Origin of the sequence: Pseudomonas sp. TH10 (assembly GCF_016651255.1) — a bacterium.
In the GTDB taxonomy this organism is placed as follows: Bacteria; Pseudomonadota; Gammaproteobacteria; order Pseudomonadales; family Pseudomonadaceae; genus Aquipseudomonas.
This window is the reverse complement of sequence record NZ_JAEKEG010000132.1, coordinates 1-17,861: the sequence shown is the minus strand read 5'-3', so window position 1 is coordinate 17,861 and position 17,861 is coordinate 1. Positions and strand designations below refer to the sequence as shown.

General features: G+C 60.5%; 13 protein-coding genes and 5 pseudogenes. 7 read left to right on the top strand and 11 right to left on the bottom strand.

Features of this window, described 5'->3' with window-relative positions; genetic code table 11:
- Positions 1-73 (bottom strand): annotated as a pseudogene (locus JFT80_RS25660) (carbon starvation protein CstA); the annotation flags it as partial.
- A gap of 159 nt (positions 74-232) precedes the next feature.
- On the opposite strand from JFT80_RS25660, the gene JFT80_RS19235 reads away from it, so the two are divergent.
- Complete coding sequence (locus JFT80_RS19235; RefSeq protein ID WP_201148937.1) at positions 233-601, top strand: PilZ domain-containing protein; 369 nt, start codon at positions 233-235, stop codon at positions 599-601.
- A 32-nt stretch (positions 602-633) separates the two neighbouring features.
- Here JFT80_RS19235 and radA read toward each other — a convergent pair whose 3' ends face one another.
- Positions 634-2,001, bottom strand: a complete 1,368-nt coding sequence (radA, locus tag JFT80_RS19230; protein WP_201148936.1) for a DNA repair protein RadA — start codon at positions 1,999-2,001, stop codon at positions 634-636.
- Positions 2,002-2,428: 427 nt separating this feature from the next.
- Between radA and mscL the strand changes: the two are divergent.
- Positions 2,429-2,853 (top strand): annotated as a pseudogene (mscL, locus tag JFT80_RS19225) (large-conductance mechanosensitive channel protein MscL).
- A 33-nt stretch (positions 2,854-2,886) separates the two neighbouring features.
- On the opposite strand, the gene JFT80_RS19220 reads toward mscL, so the two are convergent.
- Positions 2,887-3,663, bottom strand: coding sequence for a ferredoxin--NADP reductase (locus JFT80_RS19220; protein WP_201148935.1), 777 nt, complete (start codon positions 3,661-3,663; stop codon positions 2,887-2,889).
- Between the two features lie 448 nt (positions 3,664-4,111).
- On the opposite strand from JFT80_RS19220, the pseudogene JFT80_RS19215 reads away from it, so the two are divergent.
- Positions 4,112-5,235: pseudogene (locus tag JFT80_RS19215) on the top strand (methyltransferase).
- Between the two features lie 49 nt (positions 5,236-5,284).
- Here the strand turns inward: JFT80_RS19215 and JFT80_RS19210 are convergent.
- The 3 genes and pseudogenes from JFT80_RS19210 to JFT80_RS19200 all read right to left on the bottom strand — a co-directional run bounded on the left by JFT80_RS19210 (position 5,285) and on the right by JFT80_RS19200 (position 8,017).
- Entirely contained in the window at positions 5,285-5,452 is a 168-nt protein-coding gene (locus JFT80_RS19210) for a DUF2474 domain-containing protein (protein ID WP_201148934.1), read from the bottom strand.
- Positions 5,453-5,564: 112 nt separating this feature from the next.
- Positions 5,565-6,571 (bottom strand): annotated as a pseudogene (gene cydB, locus JFT80_RS19205) (cytochrome d ubiquinol oxidase subunit II).
- A gap of 3 nt (positions 6,572-6,574) precedes the next feature.
- Positions 6,575-8,017, bottom strand: coding sequence for a cytochrome ubiquinol oxidase subunit I (locus tag JFT80_RS19200; RefSeq protein WP_201148933.1), 1,443 nt, complete (start codon positions 8,015-8,017; stop codon positions 6,575-6,577).
- A gap of 485 nt (positions 8,018-8,502) precedes the next feature.
- Between JFT80_RS19200 and JFT80_RS19195 the strand changes: the two are divergent.
- Positions 8,503-9,740 (top strand): annotated as a pseudogene (locus JFT80_RS19195) (MFS transporter).
- Here the strand turns inward: JFT80_RS19195 and JFT80_RS19190 are convergent.
- The 5 genes from JFT80_RS19190 to JFT80_RS19170 all read right to left on the bottom strand — a co-directional run bounded on the left by JFT80_RS19190 (position 9,737) and on the right by JFT80_RS19170 (position 14,628).
- Positions 9,737-11,938 carry a xanthine dehydrogenase family protein molybdopterin-binding subunit gene (locus JFT80_RS19190; protein WP_201148932.1) on the bottom strand — a complete coding sequence of 734 codons (2,202 nt, stop codon included), beginning with the start codon at positions 11,936-11,938 and terminating at the stop codon, positions 9,737-9,739. The pseudogene JFT80_RS19195 and the gene JFT80_RS19190 sit on opposite strands and share 4 nt — an antisense overlap.
- The gene (locus tag JFT80_RS19185) at positions 11,938-12,924 is read right to left on the bottom strand and encodes a xanthine dehydrogenase family protein subunit M (RefSeq protein ID WP_122838975.1); all 987 of its coding nucleotides are present in this window, start codon (positions 12,922-12,924) and stop codon (positions 11,938-11,940) included. Before JFT80_RS19185 ends, JFT80_RS19190 begins: the two co-directional genes overlap by 1 nt.
- The gene (locus tag JFT80_RS19180; RefSeq protein WP_201148931.1) at positions 12,921-13,454 is read right to left on the bottom strand and encodes a (2Fe-2S)-binding protein; all 534 of its coding nucleotides are present in this window, start codon (positions 13,452-13,454) and stop codon (positions 12,921-12,923) included. Before JFT80_RS19180 ends, JFT80_RS19185 begins: the two co-directional genes overlap by 4 nt.
- A 106-nt stretch (positions 13,455-13,560) precedes the next feature.
- Positions 13,561-14,112 (bottom strand): DJ-1 family glyoxalase III, encoded by a 552-nt coding sequence (locus JFT80_RS19175; RefSeq protein ID WP_201148930.1) that lies wholly within the window; start codon positions 14,110-14,112, stop codon positions 13,561-13,563.
- A gap of 66 nt (positions 14,113-14,178) precedes the next feature.
- Complete coding sequence (locus JFT80_RS19170; RefSeq protein ID WP_201148938.1) at positions 14,179-14,628, bottom strand: DUF4879 domain-containing protein; 450 nt, start codon at positions 14,626-14,628, stop codon at positions 14,179-14,181.
- A 219-nt stretch (positions 14,629-14,847) separates the two neighbouring features.
- On the opposite strand from JFT80_RS19170, the gene JFT80_RS19165 reads away from it, so the two are divergent.
- The 3 genes from JFT80_RS19165 to JFT80_RS19155 form a co-directional block, all read left to right on the top strand.
- Entirely contained in the window at positions 14,848-16,143 is a 1,296-nt protein-coding gene (locus tag JFT80_RS19165; RefSeq protein WP_201148929.1) for an NCS2 family permease, read from the top strand.
- Positions 16,140-17,219, top strand: coding sequence for a tRNA (uridine(54)-C5)-methyltransferase TrmA (gene trmA, locus JFT80_RS19160; RefSeq protein WP_201148928.1), 1,080 nt, complete (start codon positions 16,140-16,142; stop codon positions 17,217-17,219). The genes JFT80_RS19165 and trmA overlap by 4 nt, the downstream gene beginning before the upstream one ends.
- A gap of 117 nt (positions 17,220-17,336) precedes the next feature.
- The coding region (locus JFT80_RS19155; protein ID WP_201148927.1) for a LysR family transcriptional regulator at positions 17,337-17,861 on the top strand (525 nt) is incomplete at its 3' end.

Below are 17,861 nucleotides of genomic sequence, written 5' to 3'. Positions count from 1 at the left end.
CCAGGGCGCACGCTCCTACGATCGCCAGCAGCAGCCAGGGTATGTGGCGTAGCAGGCTATTATTATTTTTCATTTTATGATTCCAGCCAGGGTGGACAAGAAAGACAGCCACCCCGAGTTTAGCGCTACTGGCGCCAAAGACCATACCCCGACGTTGGTCTAGAGCCATGTCCCTGCTGGCGGCCGCGCACCCTGCGGGTCTATAGTCAGCGAACATCCGGAGGATTGCGCCATGAGCGAGCACCCTGCCAATCGTCGCCGCTTCAAACGAATTGCGTTCGATGCCAGAACCGAATTACGCCAAGGTGAATATATCTGGCCGGTAAAGCTGATCGACCTGTCACTCAAAGGCCTGCTGATCGAACGGCCGGAGCCATGGCTGGGAAATGTCGATCAGGTTTTTTACGTCGACATTCATCTGAGCGATGACGTCGACATCGAGATGGACGTGCAACTCAAGCACGAAGATCACGGACAACTGGGCTTCGTCTGCCGACATATCAGCCTGGAATCGATCCAGCGTCTGCGCCGATTGATCGAACTGAACCTGGGAGACCCGCAGGAGCTGGAGCAGGAGCTGGGCGCACTGATCGAAGTCTGACGCTCCCACCGGGAAGACCCAACGGCCAAAAATCACTCAAACAATGCGTCGAGGGCCTGTTCGAGGCGGGTGACGGCGATGATCTGCAAGCCTGGAGGGGATTCCTTTGGCGCATTACCCTTCGGCACGATCGCGCGTTTGAAGCCATGCTTGGCGGCTTCCTTCAGGCGCTCCTGACCGCTTGGCACGGGGCGAACTTCTCCAGACAAACCCACCTCGCCAAACACCAGCAGGTCGTGCGGCAATGGCCGATTGCGCAAGCTCGACATGACGGCGGCCATCAGCGCCAGGTCAGAGGCCGTCTCCAGCACCTTCACCCCACCGACGACGTTGAGAAACACGTCCTGATCGTGAGTCGGAATGCCGCCATGGCGATGCAAAACCGCGAGCAGCATTGCCAGGCGATTCTGATCCAGACCCAACGTCACCCGGCGCGGGTTGGCCAAGTGGCTGTCATCGACCAGCGCCTGCACTTCGACCAGCATCGGCCGGGTGCCTTCCCACGTTGCCATCACCACACTGCCCGGGACTTCTTCCTGGGCACGGGTGAGAAAAATCGCCGAAGGATTGGATACTTCTTTCAAACCCTTGTCGGTCATGCCGAACACGCCCAACTCGTTGACCGCGCCGAAACGGTTTTTCACCGCGCGCAGTAGACGCAAGCGACCGTCAGACTCGCCTTCGAAATACAGCACGGTGTCGACCATGTGCTCCAGCACGCGAGGACCGGCCAGCGCGCCTTCCTTGGTCACGTGACCGACGAGGAAAATCGCCGTGCCGCTCTGCTTGGCGTAACGCACCAACAGCGCCGCACTTTCACGCACCTGAGATACGCCACCGGGCGCCGACTGCAGTTGTTCGGTGAAGATGGTCTGGATCGAGTCGATCACCATCACCTTGGGCTTTTCCTGCCGGGCAGTGGCAATGATGGTTTCGATGCAGGTTTCGGTCATCACCCGCAGTTGATCCTGCGGCAAGCCGAGACGGCGCGCGCGCATGGCCACTTGTTGCTGGGATTCTTCGCCGGTGACATACAGCGCCGGCATGCTCTTGGCCAGATTGCACAGGGTCTGCAGGAGGATGGTCGACTTGCCGATCCCCGGGTCACCGCCGATCAGCACCACCGAACCGTCGACCAGACCACCGCCCAGGACTCGATCGAGTTCACTGGAGGCCGTGGAGAACCGCGGGATTTCTTCAACGCTGACTTCGGCCAGCGTCTTGATTTGCGCTTGCTGGCCAGTCCAGCCGGTGCGACCGCTGGGAGGTGCCGCCCCACCGCTCTCGACCATGGTTTCAGTCAGGGTGTTCCAAGCGCCGCACTCGCCGCACTGTCCGGCCCACTTGGGGAAAGTTGAGCCGCACTCGGTGCAGCCGTACATGCGTTTGGCCTTGGCCATCTTGACTCCCGGCAAAAACCGGGATGATAGCGCAGCTGGAACGGATAAGCGCGCAGCAATACGGAACAGTGGAGAGCCTTAGTTGCCTTTGGATAACTTACCCAACTGCCATCCAACTGCAACCCATTAACTTGTACCCGACCTCCTGGTTACTATCTGTCGCCTCCAAATTAATACTCGAAACATCAGCACCACCGTCAACGAAGCAAATGGCAATTCATTAACCAAACATGCACTTTCAGAAGTAGCGCACTGAAAAAGTAGTTCGCCAAAACACGCTGAGCGCCCAACAATCATGAGGTTTTTGTAAACTTTTCGCCGGCGGCCGGGTCGACTGCTGGCAAGCTCTAAAGCAGCCGTTTCGAGCAAGAACCGTATTGCTGAATTACACTGCGGCTACCAACCAATCCGTACAAGGAATCAACCAATGGGCGTGATCAGTGAGTTCAAGGCCTTCGCGGTCAAGGGAAATGTGGTCGACATGGCGGTCGGCATCATCATCGGTGCGGCCTTTGGCAAGATCGTTTCGTCGTTCGTTGGCGACGTGATCATGCCGCCGCTCGGCCTGTTGATCGGGGGTGTTGATTTCAGTGACCTGGCCGTCACCCTGAAGGCTGGAGAGGGAACCACCCCCGCCGTGATGCTGGCCTACGGCAAGTTCATTCAGAGCGTGATCGACTTCATCATCGTCGCCTTCGCGATCTTCATGGGTGTGAAAGCCATCAACCGCCTCAAGCGCGAAGAAGCCGTTGCCCCGACTGTGCCGCCTGTTCCGACCAAGGAAGAAGTGTTGCTGGGGAAATTCGTGACCTCCTGAAGGTGCAGAACGAGCGGCCGCGGAACCTGGAATAACCAGAAAAACGGCGCCTTTTCGGCGCCGTTTTCTCACCAGTAGGTTTCCACCGCTACTTGCCCCGGGCGGCGGCTGAGACTCAGGTGCATGTCCCTGCGCTTCAGCAATTGACGCGTGTCATCGATCATTTGCGGGTTGCCGCACAGCATCACCCTCGAATATTCCGGCGTGAGAGTCAGCCCCGCCGCGCCCTCCAGGTCGCCGTTTTCCATCAGTGTGGTGATTCGTCCATTCATGGCACCCGCGTGAGACTCGCGCGTGACAATGGGGATGAATTGCAGTTTGTGCGCATATTCGGCCAGGTAGTCTCGCTGTGCCAGCCCGGCGATCAGCTCCTGATAGGCCAGCTCTGCAGCTTCTCGCACGCTGTAGACCAGGATGATGCGTTCGAACCGCTCCCACACTTCAAAGTCCTGGAGGATCGACAGGAACGGCGCGACGCCGGTACCGGTCGCCAGTAACCAAAGGTCACGGCCGTCGACAAAACGATCGAGTGTGAGGTAACCGAATGCCTGGCGATCTATCAACAGCGAGTCTCCTTTGACCAGGCGGCTCAGCTCGCTGGTGAATTCGCCATTGGGCACCACGATGGAAAAGAATTCGAGAAACTCGTCATGGGGCGAGGAGACCATCGAATACGCACGCCACACCGTGCTGCCGTCGGCTTTGGTGACGCCCAGGCGAGCAAACTGGCCCGCGCGAAAGCGGAACCCGGGATCCCTTGTAGTGCGCAAGGTGAACAGGTTCGGCGTCAGGGGCTGAACGTCGAGCAAGGTCTGGCGGGTAAATTTTTCTGCACTGGCAGTCATGGGTCGCTCCATTAAACAGAGGCTTGCAGTTTCCCGCAAAAACGCAAAATTAAACACCGACGATTGGTAATGGCTTTAAACGGAACACCAACAGAATGTTTAACCAGTTCGTTAGTCACGCCTCGTATTAAACGCAGCATCTAAACCTCCCCTGCACAATCCAAATTGTATTAGAACCAGCCGTTTTGAATTAATGCCTGATTGCGCCGACATAATTCCCGCAGGCCATGGTCATGGGACACTGATTGCAGGGAGCACTGCGGGTTCTCTCGCGCCTTGAGCTGTTCGTTGAAAAATGCCGCGAGTAATCCTTAAGAAAAAAAGTACCATTTACGGTCCTTCCTGAGTGATGACATGCCCTCCCGCATGACGCAGTGCACTCGGCCGGATTAGCCCGCAACAGGCCCTTGGCGGCGGGAACCCCGTTGATTAACAAGAGCCACACTCCATGCCTCTGCTCGAAACACCCTTCGCCCAGCTCGACCTGATCCGCCAGCCCGAACAGTCGAATGAACCGCTGCAGGCATTTGATGCCGCCGACGAGTACCTGCTCAATCACCTGGCGCAGCTGCAACCGGCCGCTCAGACGCGGGTTCTGGTGCTTAATGACAGCTTTGGGGCACTGGCTGCGAGCCTGGCCGGTAACGTTCAGGTCACCAGCAGCGGCGACTCGTTCCTGGCATTCCAGGGCCTGGAAAAAATCTGGTCCGCAATGGCCATGCCTTCGATGCGGTGCCGACAGTACCCGCCCATCAGTCTTTTGCCGGCCCGTTCGATCAGGTGCTGATCCGCGTGCCGAAAACCCTGGCCCTGCTGGAGGAACAACTGATCCGCTTGCAAGGGCAGCTCGCCCCCGGCGCTGAAGTGGTCGCCGCCGCGATGGTCAAACATCTACCGCGTGCTGCGGGGGATCTGCTGGAGCGCTATATAGGCCCGGTACAAGCGTCTCTGGCGGTGAAAAAGGCCCGTTTGCTGATTGCCACGCCGGAAGTAAAAGCCCTTGCCGTTTCGCCCTACCCATCGCGCTATCGCCTCGACGAACCGGCGATCGAACTGCTCAACCACGCCAACGTGTTCTGCCGTGAAGGCCTGGACATCGGCACGCGCGCCTTTCTTCCGCATCTACCGAAGAACCTGGGTGGCGCACGGGTCGCCGACCTCGGTTGCGGTAACGGCGTGCTCGCGATTGCCAGCGCGCTGCAGAATCCTGAGGCGCACTACACGCTGGTCGACGAGTCGTTCATGGCGGTGCAATCGGCGAGCGAAAACTGGCGCGCAGCGCTGGGTGACCGGGAAGTCCAGGTGCGCGCCGGTGATGGCCTGGCCGAACAGGCCGCGCAGTCGCTGGATGTGGTGCTGTGCAACCCACCGTTCCACCAGCAGCAAGTCGTCGGCGACTTCCTCGCCTGGCGCATGTTCCAACAGGCCCGTGAAGCGCTGGTGGTCGGTGGTGCGCTGTACATCGTGGGCAACCGTCACCTGGGCTATCACAGCAAACTGGCGCGGCTGTTCCGCGGCGTCGAACAGGTGGCGGCGACGCCGAAGTTCGTGATTCTCAAAGCGCGAAAATAATCCAGACGAAAAAAACCTCCCTTCCAGGAGGTTTTTTTATCCGCCCATCTCAGTGCGTCGTCAGACCTGCCGCGTTCATGAACATGCGCATCAGGCTGGCGACGATAAACAGCGCGCCAACGCTGCCAACCCAGATCAGGGCCAACCAGCCGAGCCGCTGCCACAGCGGTTTCTTCTCCGCGGCCTCGATTTCCTGCAACGAGCGTTTACTGGCCATGAACTTCTACCCTCCTATTCAAGGTTGATGGCGCCTGTGTCGACGCCATCGCGAGCAAGCTTTGCTCCCACAGGCTGTGCATCAAGCTCTGCAGTAGTCTTTGCAACTGCTGCTAGTGATAGCCATCCTCGTGGGTGACCTTGCCGCGGAACACGTAATAGCTCCAGAAGGTGTACCCCAGGATGAACGGGATAATGAACAGCGTACCCACCAGCATGAAGCCCTGGCTCTGCGGCGGTGCGGCAGCGTCCCAGATCGAGATCGACGGTGGCACGATGTTCGGCCACAGGCTGATCCCAAGACCGCTGTAGCCCAGGAAAATCAGGACCAGCGTCAGCAGGAAGGGCATGTAGTTGGCATTGCGCGCCACGGCACGAATCAGTCCGTACATCGTCACCAGTACCAGGATCGGCACCGGCAGGAACCAGAACAGGTTTGGCAACGTGAACCAGCGCGAGGCAATTTCCGGATGCGCCAGCGGCGTCCAGATACTGACGATACCGATCACCGCCAGCAGCACGAAAGCCAAGGGGCGCGCAAGGTTATGCATCTGCTCCTGCAACTTGCCTTCGGTCTTCATGATCAGCCAGGTGCAACCGAGCAACGCATAAGCCACGACCAGTGCGGCGCCACAGAACAGGGTGAACGGAGTCAGCCAGTCCAGCGAGCCACCGGCGAATTGCCGGTTAACCACCGGTAACCCGTCAATGAACGCGCCGAGTGCCACCCCTGGAAGAATGTGGCCGCCACCGAACCGCCGATGAACGCCTTGTCCCACAGGTGGCGCTTGTCATCCTTGGCCTTGAAGCGGAACTCGAACGCCACGCCACGAAAGATCAAACCGATCAGCATGAAGATCAGCGGCAGGTACAGCGCCGACAACACCACCGAATAAGCCAGCGGGAACGCGCCAAACAACGCCGCGCCGCCCAGCACCAGCCAGGTTTCATTGCCGTCCCAGACCGGGGCGACGGTGTTCATCATCACGTCACGGTCGACTTTGCCGGGGATGAACGGGAAGAGAATCCCGATGCCCAGATCGAAACCGTCCATAACCACGTACATCATGATGCCGAAGATGATGATCACGGCCCAGATCAGCGGAAGATCGATACCCATGATTCAAATCTCCTTGGTCAGGCTGGGGCTGTGGTCAGCCTCGGCGCCATCGTCGTCGGCTGCAGACAATGGCCGCGCCGGCGTGCGTTTCTGGCCAGGACCACCGTCGTTGGTTTCCTTGCCTTCGTCGGTTTTCGGCCCTTTGCGCACCAGGCGCATCATGTAGCCAAGCCCCGCACCGAACAGCGCGAAGTACACCACCACGAACATGATCAGGGTGATGCTCATCTGCATGAAGCTGTGGTTGGAAGAAGCATCCGCCGTGCGCATCAGCCCGTAGACCACCCATGGCTGGCGACCGATTTCAGTGGTGAACCAACCGGCGAGAATCGCGATCAGCCCGGACGGCCCCATCCACAACGCCAGATACAGAAACGGGCGCGAGGTATAGAGCGAGTCGCGCTTGCGCAGCCACAGACTCCACAGACCGGTGAAAATCATCAGGAAACCGAGGCCGACCATGACCCGGAACGACCAGAACACGATGGTCGAATTCGGCCGGTCTTCAGGCGCAAACTCCTTAAGCGCCGGCACCTGCTTATCCAGCGAGTGAGTCAGGATCAGGCTGCCGAGGTAGGGGATCTCCACGGCGAATTTGGTTTTTTCTTCTTTCATGTCCGGCCAGCCGAACAGGATCAGCGGCGTCGCTTCGTCACCTTTGTTTTCCCAATGACCTTCAATCGCAGCGATTTTTGCCGGCTGATGCTCAAGGGTGTTGAGGCCATGGAAGTCGCCAATCACGGCCTGGATCGGCGCGACGATCAACGCCATCCACATGGCCATCGACAGCATGGTACGAATCGCCGGGTTGTCCTTGCCACGCAGCAAGTGCCAGGCCGCCGAAGAGCCGACGAAAAACGCCGTGGCGACGAACGCCGCCGTCGCCATGTGCATCAGACGGTAGGGGAACGAAGGGTTGAAGATGATGGCAAACCAATCGGTTGGAATCACCTGACCGTTGACGATCTCGAAGCCCTGCGGCGTCTGCATCCAGCTGTTGGACGCGAGAATCCAGAAGGTCGAAATCAGCGTGCCGATGGCCACCATGACCGTGGCGAAGAAGTGCAGCTTGCGCCCGACCTTGTTCCAGCCAAACAGCATCACGCCAAGAAAACCCGCTTCGAGGAAGAACGCCGTGAGCACTTCGTACGTCAGCAACGGGCCCGTCACGGCACCGGCGAAGTCCGAGAAACGGCTCCAGTTGGTGCCGAACTGGTAGGCCATGACCAGCCCGGAGACCACGCCCATGCCGAAGTTGACGGCAAAGATCTTCGACCAGAAATGATAGAGGTCACGGTAGGTGTCATTGTGGGTTTTCAGCCACAGGCCTTCGAGTACCGCAAGGTAGCTCGCCAGACCGATGGTAATGGCCGGGAACAGGATGTGGAACGAGATGGTGAACGCGAATTGAATTCGGGCGAGATCGAGTGCCTCTAAACCGAACATATGGCTTCCTCTGTCAGGTAAAACCGGCTGCGGGGCTTGTGGCCCCTGCACCTACTGCCCCCACGGATATGGAGTGCGGCGAATTCTGATTCGTTCTTTTTAAAACCATCGCAACGCAGGGAGTCTGGCCGACTGGCCACCGGATCAATTCCGTCTGGGGTCTTGATCTGGATCAAGCAACGTTGAAAGAGTAGTCCCATTTGCGACGAAGAACCGCGTGGTCGTTTGCCGCGTGACAAGTTGCCTCACAGGCATGGCAATCTGCCGTAACACATTCGTGTGGGGAGTGAGCCTGCTCGCGATAGCGGTTAGCCAGGGCACTTTGTCTTCTACTGACACACAGTCATCGCGAGCAGGCTCGCTCCCACATGAATGGGACTGCCTGAGAGATTGGTGTCTAGCTAACTAATTTTTCCGGGCCTGCAACTTCTGGTTACAGGTTGGTGGTAGTCTCGACGTTATCCCCGTTCAAGATCCGCCGCCATATGCCCAGCCAAGAGCCCTTGCTGTTACGTCACCATCGTCCCTTCCTCGCGTTCTGGTTCGCGCGGATTTTCACCGCCAGCGGTTTTCAGATGCTCACCGTGGCGATTGGCTGGAACCTCTATCAATTGACCGGCAACGTCCTCGACCTGGGCCTGGTCGGGCTGGTCGAATTCGCTCCACGGGTGCTGTTCATGCTGCACACCGGGCATGTCGCCGATCGCTACGACCGACGCAAAGTCGCGGCGATCTGCCAGTCGTTGCAGGCGTTGATCGCCCTGGCACTGGCCATCGGCAGCGCCACCGATCACGTCACCCGCGAGATGATCTTCATCCTCGCCTTCCTGCTCGGCGCGGCGCGCTCGTTCGAGATGCCGACCACTCAAGCCTTGCTGCCGAGCATCGTGCCAACTGCGCTTTTCCCTCGCGCGGTGGCCGCCGCCCAGTCGGCGCAGCAATCGGCAACCATCGTCGCTCCCGCGCTGGGGGCTTGCTGTATGCGTTCGGCAGCGTCTGGGTCTATGGCCCCACGGTCGTCCTGTACATCATTGCCTGCGCCCTGATGCTCAACCTGCCGGCCCGGCAGACTCCACTGAACAAGGGCAAGGCGACCCTCGACTCGTTGTTGGCGGGTATTCGTTTCATTCGCAGTCGACCGGACATCCTCGGGGCGATTTCCCTGGATCTGTTTGCCGTGCTGCTTGGAGGTGCGACCGCCCTGCTACCGGTATTTGCCAAGGACATCCTGCTGACCGGGCCCTGGGGCCTGGGCCTGTTGCGCTCTGCGCCGGCGGTCGGCGCGCTGCTGATGTCGCTGTGGCTCGCACGGTTTTCCGTGGATCGCCAGGTTGGCCGGGTGATGTTTACGGCGGTGGGCGTGTTTGGCGTCGCCACCATAGCCTTCGGCCTGTCGACGTCATTCTGGTTTTCCCTGGCTGTACTGGTGGTGCTCGGCGCAGCGGACATGATCAGCATGGTCATCCGCGCGTCCTTCGTACAGCTTGAAACCCCTGACGAAATGCGGGGCCGGGTGAGCGCCGTGAACGGATTGTTCATCGGCGCTTCGAATCAGTTGGGCGAGTTCGAATCCGGCCTCACCGCTCACTGGTTCGGCACCGTTCCCGCCGTGGTCATGGGCGGAATCGGCACGCTGGTGGTGACCGGGGTCTGGATCAAACTGTTCCCGACCCTGGCCAACCGCGACCGCATGCATGTACCGGCGCAAGAGGCCAGGGTTTAGAGCAGCTTGTCGAGGGTGATGGGAAAGTCCCGCACCCTTTTGCCCGTGGCATGGTAAATCGCGTTGGCCAGCGCTGCCGCGACACCCACAATGCCGATTTCCCCCACGCCCTTGGAACCCAGGGCATTGACGATCTCGTCGTGCTCTTCAACGAACAGTACGTCGATGTCACCGATGTCGGCATTCACCGGAATGTGGTATTCGGCGAGGCTGTGGTTCATGTGCCGACCCAGTGCATGATCAGTCTGGGTTTCCTCGTGCAGCGCCATGCCGATCCCCCAGACCACGCCGCCGAGGATCTGGCTGCGGGCCATTTTCGGGTTCACCACCCGGCCGGCGGCGATGGCACTGACCACGCGATTGACCTTCACGGTACCCAGGTCTTCATCGACCAGTACTTCGACGAACACCGCCGAATGCGTGGCCGTGGCGTACGCTTCGCGCTTCTTGTCCGGCTCGGCATCCACCTGGACCTCCAGAGTCGCTTCGCCGCTGCTGCGCACCAGCTCGGCCAGGGACGTGTGCGAGTCCCCACAACGCAACTGCCCGGCTTCGAACACGGCCTGTTCCGAAGTGACGGCAGCGAATGCCGGATGGGTCTGCCGGGCAACCGCCAGCAGTTTTTCCTGCAATGCAGCGCACGCCTGCTGGACCGCTGTGCCGACCGAGGACACGGTAAAGGAGCCGCCCTGCAGTGGCGCGGTGGGCAATGACGAGTCACCGAGTACAAAGGTGACGTCCTGCACCGCCACACCTGAGGCCTGGGCGGCGATCTGGGTCATGACGGTGTAGGTCCCGGTGCCGATGTCAGTGGTTGCGCTGCTGACAGTCAGCTTGCCGTTCTGGTCGATACTGGCCTTGGCGCTGGCTTTCTGTTGCATGGCTTCCCAGACACCCCCAGCCATGCCCCAGCCGACCAGTTGCCGATCGTGACGCATGCTGCGCGGTTCGGGGTTGCGCTGGTTCCAGCCGAAGCGTTCGGCACCCTGCTCGTAGCAGGCCCGTAGCTCCTTGCTCGAGTACGGCTTATCTTCGTTCTGGTTGCGCTCTGCATAGTTGATCAACCGCAGCTGTACCGGGTCGATCGCCAGCGCGCAGGCCAGCTCGTCCATGGCGCACTCCAGGCCGATCAAGCCGAGTGCCGCGCCTGGGGCGCGCATGTCCAGCGGCGTGAAGACATCCAGTGGCACCAGCTTGTAAGTCAGCTGCACGTTGTCGCAGTGATAGAGCATGCCGCTCCACTCCACTACGTGCTCGGTGAAGTCTTCAAAACGCGAGGTCTGGCCGATCGCCGTGTGCCCGACTGCCAGCAAACGGCCGTTAGCCGCAGCACCCAGTTGCAGGCGCTGCAAGGTGCGAGGCCGGTAGCCAAAGGTGAACATCTGCTGGCGAGTCAGGGTCACGCGTACCGAACGCTTGAGTTTGAGCGCGGCCATCACAGCCAGTGGCAATTGGTATTGCGGACGCAAGCCGGAACCGAAGGCACCACCGACAAAGGCGGCGAAAATCCGCACCTGCTCTTTGTCCAGGCCAAAGACTTTTTGTACATAGGACTGACAATTCTGCGGCCCCTGGGTCTTGTCGTGAATGTGCAGGGTGCCATCGGCCTGATAGAGCACGGTACTGGCGTGCGGCTCCATCGGGTTGTGATGCTCTATCGGCGTGCTGTAGTGCAGGTCGAGACTCATAGCCGCACCGGCGAACTCCGCCTGGAAATTCCCGCGGGGCTTGGGCAACTCGGCGGGCGCAGGATGAGCTTCACCCTGCATCGACAGCAGATCGGTTTGATGGCCCGCGCTTTCATATTCGATCCGCACCAGCGAACCGGCATGTCGCGCCAGCTCCAGATTGTCGGCTATCACCAGCGCGAGCGGCTGGCCGCTGTAGAGGATTTGGTCGTTGTAGAGCGGACGAAACGGTGAGCCTTCGGCAGAGTCCGCGTCCTCATAATCTTTGTCATAGCTGGCTATTTGCGGGCGGTTCGTATGATCGATCACGGCAACGACGCCGGGCAATGCCAGGGCTGCCGAGGCATCAATCGTCAGCACGCGCCCGCAAGCGACAGGGCTCGAGACCACGCTGCCATGCAGCAGGCCCTGCTCGGGAAACTCCCCGGCATACCGCGCCTGGCCGGTGACTTTGAGGTGGCCATCGACACGATCCAGCGGCTGGCCCATCGGTTGAGTGAACGTATTCATCAGGCTTGCCCTCCCAGCGCGGCGTCGCTCAGCGCACGGACAATCGCCCGACGCGCCAGTTTGACTTTGAAAGCGTTGTGCTCAAGCGGCTCGGCGTTTCGCAGCAGCGTATCGGCGGCAGCGGTGAAGGTTTCGCGGCTGACGGTCTTGCCCACCAGGGCGTTTTCCACTGACTTGTCGCGCCACGGCTTGTGCGCCACGCCGCCCAGCACCAGGCGTGCCTGACGAATGACCGGCCCGTCCAGCTCCAGCGCAGCGGCCACTGAAACCAGGGCAAAAGCATAGGAGGCGCGATCGCGAATCTTGAGGTAATGGCTGCAGTCGGCGAATCCGGTGGCAGGCAGTTCAATGCTCGTGATCAATTCATCGTCGGCCAGTTGATTGTCGCGCTCGGGCGCATCGCCTGGCAGGCGGTGGAAGTCGGCAAATTCGATCGTGCGCGGCCCGCCACGACCCTGCACATGCACCACGGCTTCCAGTGCCGCCAATGCCACGCACATATCTGACGGGTGAGTAGCGACGCACTGGGCACTGGCACCGAAAATCGCATGGATACGGTTCAACCCGTCCCGCGCCGGACAGCCGCTGCCGGGGTCGCGCTTGTTGCATGGCACGCTGGCGTCGTAGAAGTAATAACAGCGCGTGCGCTGCAGCAGGTTGCCACCCGTGCTGGCCATGTTGCGCAACTGCGGCGATGCGCCGGCCAGTATCGCCTGGGACAACAGCGGGTAACGTTGTTCGATCAACGGGTGCCAGGCCAGGTCGGCATTGCTGACCAGCGCGCCAATCATCAGCCCGCCTCCAGCAGTTTCGCGCACTTCGCGCAGTGGCAGGCCGGTGATGTCGATCAGGTGCTCGGGACGAGTGACGTTTTCCTTCATCAGGTCCAGCAGGTTGGTGCCGCCGGCAATGAAGCGGGATGCGGGACCGGCCAGATGCACCGCGTCCTGCACCGATTCAGGCTTGCTGTACTGAAAGGGATTCATTGGCCACCCCCTTGCCCGGCGTTGGCGCGGCAGGCGGGAAGCGCCTCTTCGATGGCATCGCGAATATTACTGTAGGCACCGCAGCGGCACAGGTTGCCGCTCATCAACTCCTTGATGTCTGCCTGGCTGTTGGCCCGTCCTTCGTTGGCCAGCCCGACGGCAGAGCAGATCTGCCCTGGCGTGCAATACCCGCACTGGAAGGCATCGTGCTTGATGAACGCCTGTTGCATCGGATGCAACTGTTCACCCTCGGCAAGGCCTTCGATAGTGGTCAACTCGGCACCGTCGCACATCACCGCCAACGTCAGGCAGGCATTCACCCGCTTGCCGTTGAGCAACACGGTGCAGGCACCGCATTGGCCGTGGTCACAGCCTTTCTTCGTGCCGATCAGGTCCAGTTGTTCCCGCAGCAGATCCAGCAAGGTGGTCCAGGGCAGGACCTCAAGCTGACGCGCCCGGCCATTGAGCGTCAAACCCAGTGGATGGCGGGCATATGACGCTGGCGTGGCGTCGTCATTGGTTGCGCTCATGTACACCTCACGATTGGTCGTCTAGTCGCGGCGTTTTGGCAAACCGCCGTCATAAGGGGTACGACTTCGCGTGGCGAACAGCGTTCAAGGGGATTGATCTGCGGTGTCAGACCAGCAATTGTGCCGCCACCGCCGTGCGTATGGCCTTGCCACAGAGCTGTTCCACCAGGGCCAGGGCAAACTCCAGCGCCGCGCCGGAACCTTGGGCGGTGATGCAGTTGCCATCGACTACCACCGGTTGATCAACAAACGTACAGCCGGAGAGTTGATGGCTGGCACTCGGCAAACAGGTCATGCGCCGCTGGCGCAGTAAGCCGAAGGCTTGCAGGACGACGGCCGGGGCTTCGGCGATGGCGGCAAACAGGCGCCCGGCGCTGGCCTGATCCTTGAGCACTTGTTGCAGAGGTTGATGCGCCGCCAGGTGCTGTGAGCCGACGGCGCCGCCGGGCAGAACGACCAGGTCGAAGGTTTGTGCCAGCACATCGACCAGCATGCCGTCCGCCGTCAGCCGTGTGCCGCGCGCGCAGGTGAGCATGCGCCGACCCTCGACGCTGGCCGCGACCACTTCGATGCCGGCGCGGCGCAACACGTCGATCAGGGTCACGCTTTGCAGATCATCGATGCCCTCGGCGAGGGTAATCAGGGCTCTAAAGGTCATGGGCGACATCCACTGAATGATCTTTAGAGCGTAGTCAGCTTTCGCGCCTGTTGTCTGGGCGGGCGGTTACTTGATGTAAAGCTGCGTCGCCAGCGTATTGCCCGGCGCGTTGATTGAGGTATTGCTGAAGGTGAACGTTCCCTCCTGCTTGCCCGCCAGATCGAAGACGTAGAGGTAGCCGACGGTTTTCCTGCCGACGGTGCATTCTGTCAGGTTGCCGTTATCAAAGGCACAGACCGGCGTACGGGTACCGTTGAGATCGAACCCGTCCAGACCGACCCGCGCCGCGCGTCCGTAGCCGACTTCCAGCACATACACCTTGATGCCCGGCCCGCTGTGATTACAGCGGGTCTGTTCCTGGCCAGGCGTGATGTCTTCAAAGCCACAGGCCGGCGACTCGACCTTGACCACTTTGACCTGGCTCAGCGCCGGTGCCGATGCAGCCCACACCGCCTGCCCCCTGCCAAAGAGGCGGTGACCATCGCAAATACCCCAACCAGACGCCTGTTCATGCATGTCCCATGTTGCCCCGAATGCCAGCACGCAGTATGGCGCACTTGGCCTGAACGCAAAACATCGACGACGATCGCAGCCATAAGCAGCCACAGCCCCACGCTGCTGGTATGATGCGCGGCTTTTTCCGGCCCACAGAAAATTAACGGCCCCTTTCACGGTCTGTGCTTTGCTGTTGAGGTCGATACATTCACGGCGCCATGCGCGCCACGGGGAGCAGACATGCTGGAAAGGCTGTTTCAACTCAAGGCACACAACACCAACGTGCGCACCGAGATTCTTGCGGGCATCACGACTTTCCTGGCCATGGCCTACATTCTGTTCGTCAACCCGAGCATTCTCGGCGAGACCGGTATGGACAAGGGCGCGGTATTCGTCGCCACCTGTCTCGCCGCCGCCATCGGTTCGACGGTGATGGGCCTGATCGCCAACTACCCGATCGCCCTCGCACCGGGCATGGGCCTGAACGCCTTCTTCACTTACACCGTCGTGCTGCACATGGGCCACACCTGGCAAGTAGCGCTGGGGGCGGTATTCATTTCGGCGGTGCTGTTCTTCCTGCTGTCGATCTTCCGCATCCGTGAATGGATCATCAACAGTATTCCGCTGCCGCTGCGCTCGGCGATTGCGGCCGGTATCGGCCTGTTCCTGGCGCTGATCGCCCTGCACAACGCCGGTATCGTGGTCAGCAACCCGGCGACCATGGTCGGCCTTGGCGACCTGAAGCAACCGGCGCCGATCCTCGCGACCCTCGGCTTTGCCCTGATCGTTGCCCTCGAAGCCCTGAAAATCCGTGGTGCGGTGCTGATCGGTATCCTGGTGGTCACCATCGTGTCGATCGCCATGGGCTTCACCCCGTTCGGCGGCGTGACCTCGATGCCACCTTCGCTGGCCCCGACCTTCCTGCAACTGGACATCAAAGGCGCTTTGGACATCGGTCTGGTCAGCGTGATTTTCGCCTTCCTGTTCGTTGACCTGTTCGACAACTCCGGCACCCTGATCGGCGTCGCCAAGCGTGCCGGCCTGATGGGCAAGGACGGCCACATGCCGAAAATGGGCCGTGCGCTGATCGCCGACAGCACCGCGGCCATGGCCGGCTCGTTACTGGGCACGTCGACCACCACCAGTTACATCGAATCCGCTGCTGGCGTGAGCGCGGGCGGCCGCACCGGTCTGACCGCCGTCGTTGTCGCGATCCTGTTCCTGCTGGCGCTGTTCTTCTCGCCACTGGCGGCCAGCGTTCCGGCCTTCGCCACGGCACCGGCGCTGCTGTTCGTCGCCGTGTTAATGACTTCGGGCCTGGCCGAAATAGACTGGGACGACATCACCGTTGCCGCACCGGTCGTCGTCACCGCGTTGGCCATGCCGTTCACTTATTCGATCGCCAACGGCATCGCGTTCGGCTTCATTTCCTGGACCGTGATCAAGCTGCTGTCCGGTCGCGCTCGTGAGCTGAACCCGGCGCTGGTGATTCTGTCGATTCTGTTCGTGATCAAGTTGGGTTGGTTCAACGCATGACATTTGATTCCCAGGCTTACGCCGAGCAACTTGAAGCCAAGGTCACGCGTTTGCGTGATCTGCTGGCGCCGTTCGATGCACCAGAGCCGACAGTGTTCGACTCGCCGCTGCAGAACTTCCGTCTGCGCGCCGAGTTCCGCCTGTGGCGCGAGGGTGGCGATCGGCATTACGCGATGTTCGCTCAGGACGACAAGCGCACGCCGATCCTCATCGAAGAATTCCCTATCGCCAGCCTGCGTATCAATCAGTTGATGCCGCAATTGAAAGCCGCATGGCAGGCGAGTTCGGCGCTGAGCCACAAGTTGTTTCAGGTGGAGTTTTTGACCACCCTGGCCGGCGACGCAATGGTCACCCTGTGTTACCACCGCCCGCTGGACGAGCACTGGCACGTTGCTGCGTCGAAGTTGGCAGCCGACCTGAATGTCAGTGTGATTGGTCGCTCGAAGGGCAAACGCGAAGTGCTCGGTCTCGATTACGTTGTCGAGAAACTCGAAGTCGGCGGCCGCACCTTCAGCTATCGCCAACCGGAAGGCGCGTTCACCCAGCCCAACGGCACGGTGAACCAGAAGATGCTGAACTGGGCATACGAAGCACTGGGCGATCGCACTGACGATCTGCTGGAGTTGTACTGCGGCAACGGCAACTTCACCCTGCCGCTCGCGACCCGCGTGCGCAAGGCACTGGCGACCGAAATCAGCAAGACTTCGGTCAACGCGGCATTGAGCAATCTCAGCGAAAACGCTGTGGATAACGTCACGCTGGTGCGCCTGTCCGCCGAAGAGCTGACCGAAGCGCTCAACGAAGTGCGTCCGTTCCGTCGCCTGCAAGGCATCGACCTGAAGAGCTACGAGTTCGGTAGCGTCTTCGTCGACCCGCCACGTGCCGGCATGGACCCGGACACCTGCGAGCTGACCCGGCGTTTCGACAACATCCTCTACATCTCCTGCAACCCGGAAACCCTGGCGGCCAACATCGCCCAGTTGCACGACACGCACCGCATCACGCGCTGCGCGTTGTTCGACCAGTTCCCGTGGACGCATCACATGGAATCGGGTGTGTTACTGACCCGGCGCTGAGTTCAACAGCCAACATCAAACAAGCCGTCATTGTGACGGCTTTTTTGTGCCAGTCCTTTCACCTCCCAGCATGATCGGTACAGAATCAGCTTCACTTGATCCACGGTGTAATCAACCATGCAGCGACTCTTCGACGATCTTCAGTTGGGCAGCATTGAGCTGTTTTGCCTGGCTGCCGAGGCTGGCAGTTTTACCGCAGCGGCGCTGGTCGCGGGGGTCACGCCGGCGGCGGAGAGTCGCTCGGTGTCGCGCATGGAAGAGCGCCTTGGGGTGCGGTTGTTCGCGCGTACCACCCGCAGCGTCAAGCTCACCGACAGCGGCCGGCGTTATTACGAAGAATGTCGCCAGGCGCTGGCACAGTTGGTGGAGGCGCAGCGCGAGGTCATGGGCCAGCAGCAGCAACCTTCAGGCACCTTGCGCATCAGCATTCCCACCACGTATGGCCATCACCGCATCCTGCCGTTACTTCCAGCCTTCAGGGCGCGCTTTCCCGATGTGAAGGTGCAAGTGCACATCAGTAACCGCAATATCGATTTCGTTGGCGAAGGTTATGACATGGCGATTCGCGTGCGGGCCATCCCGGACTCCGGCCTGATCGCCCGACCACTTGAAGATGCCGCCCTGGTGATGATTGCCAGCCCC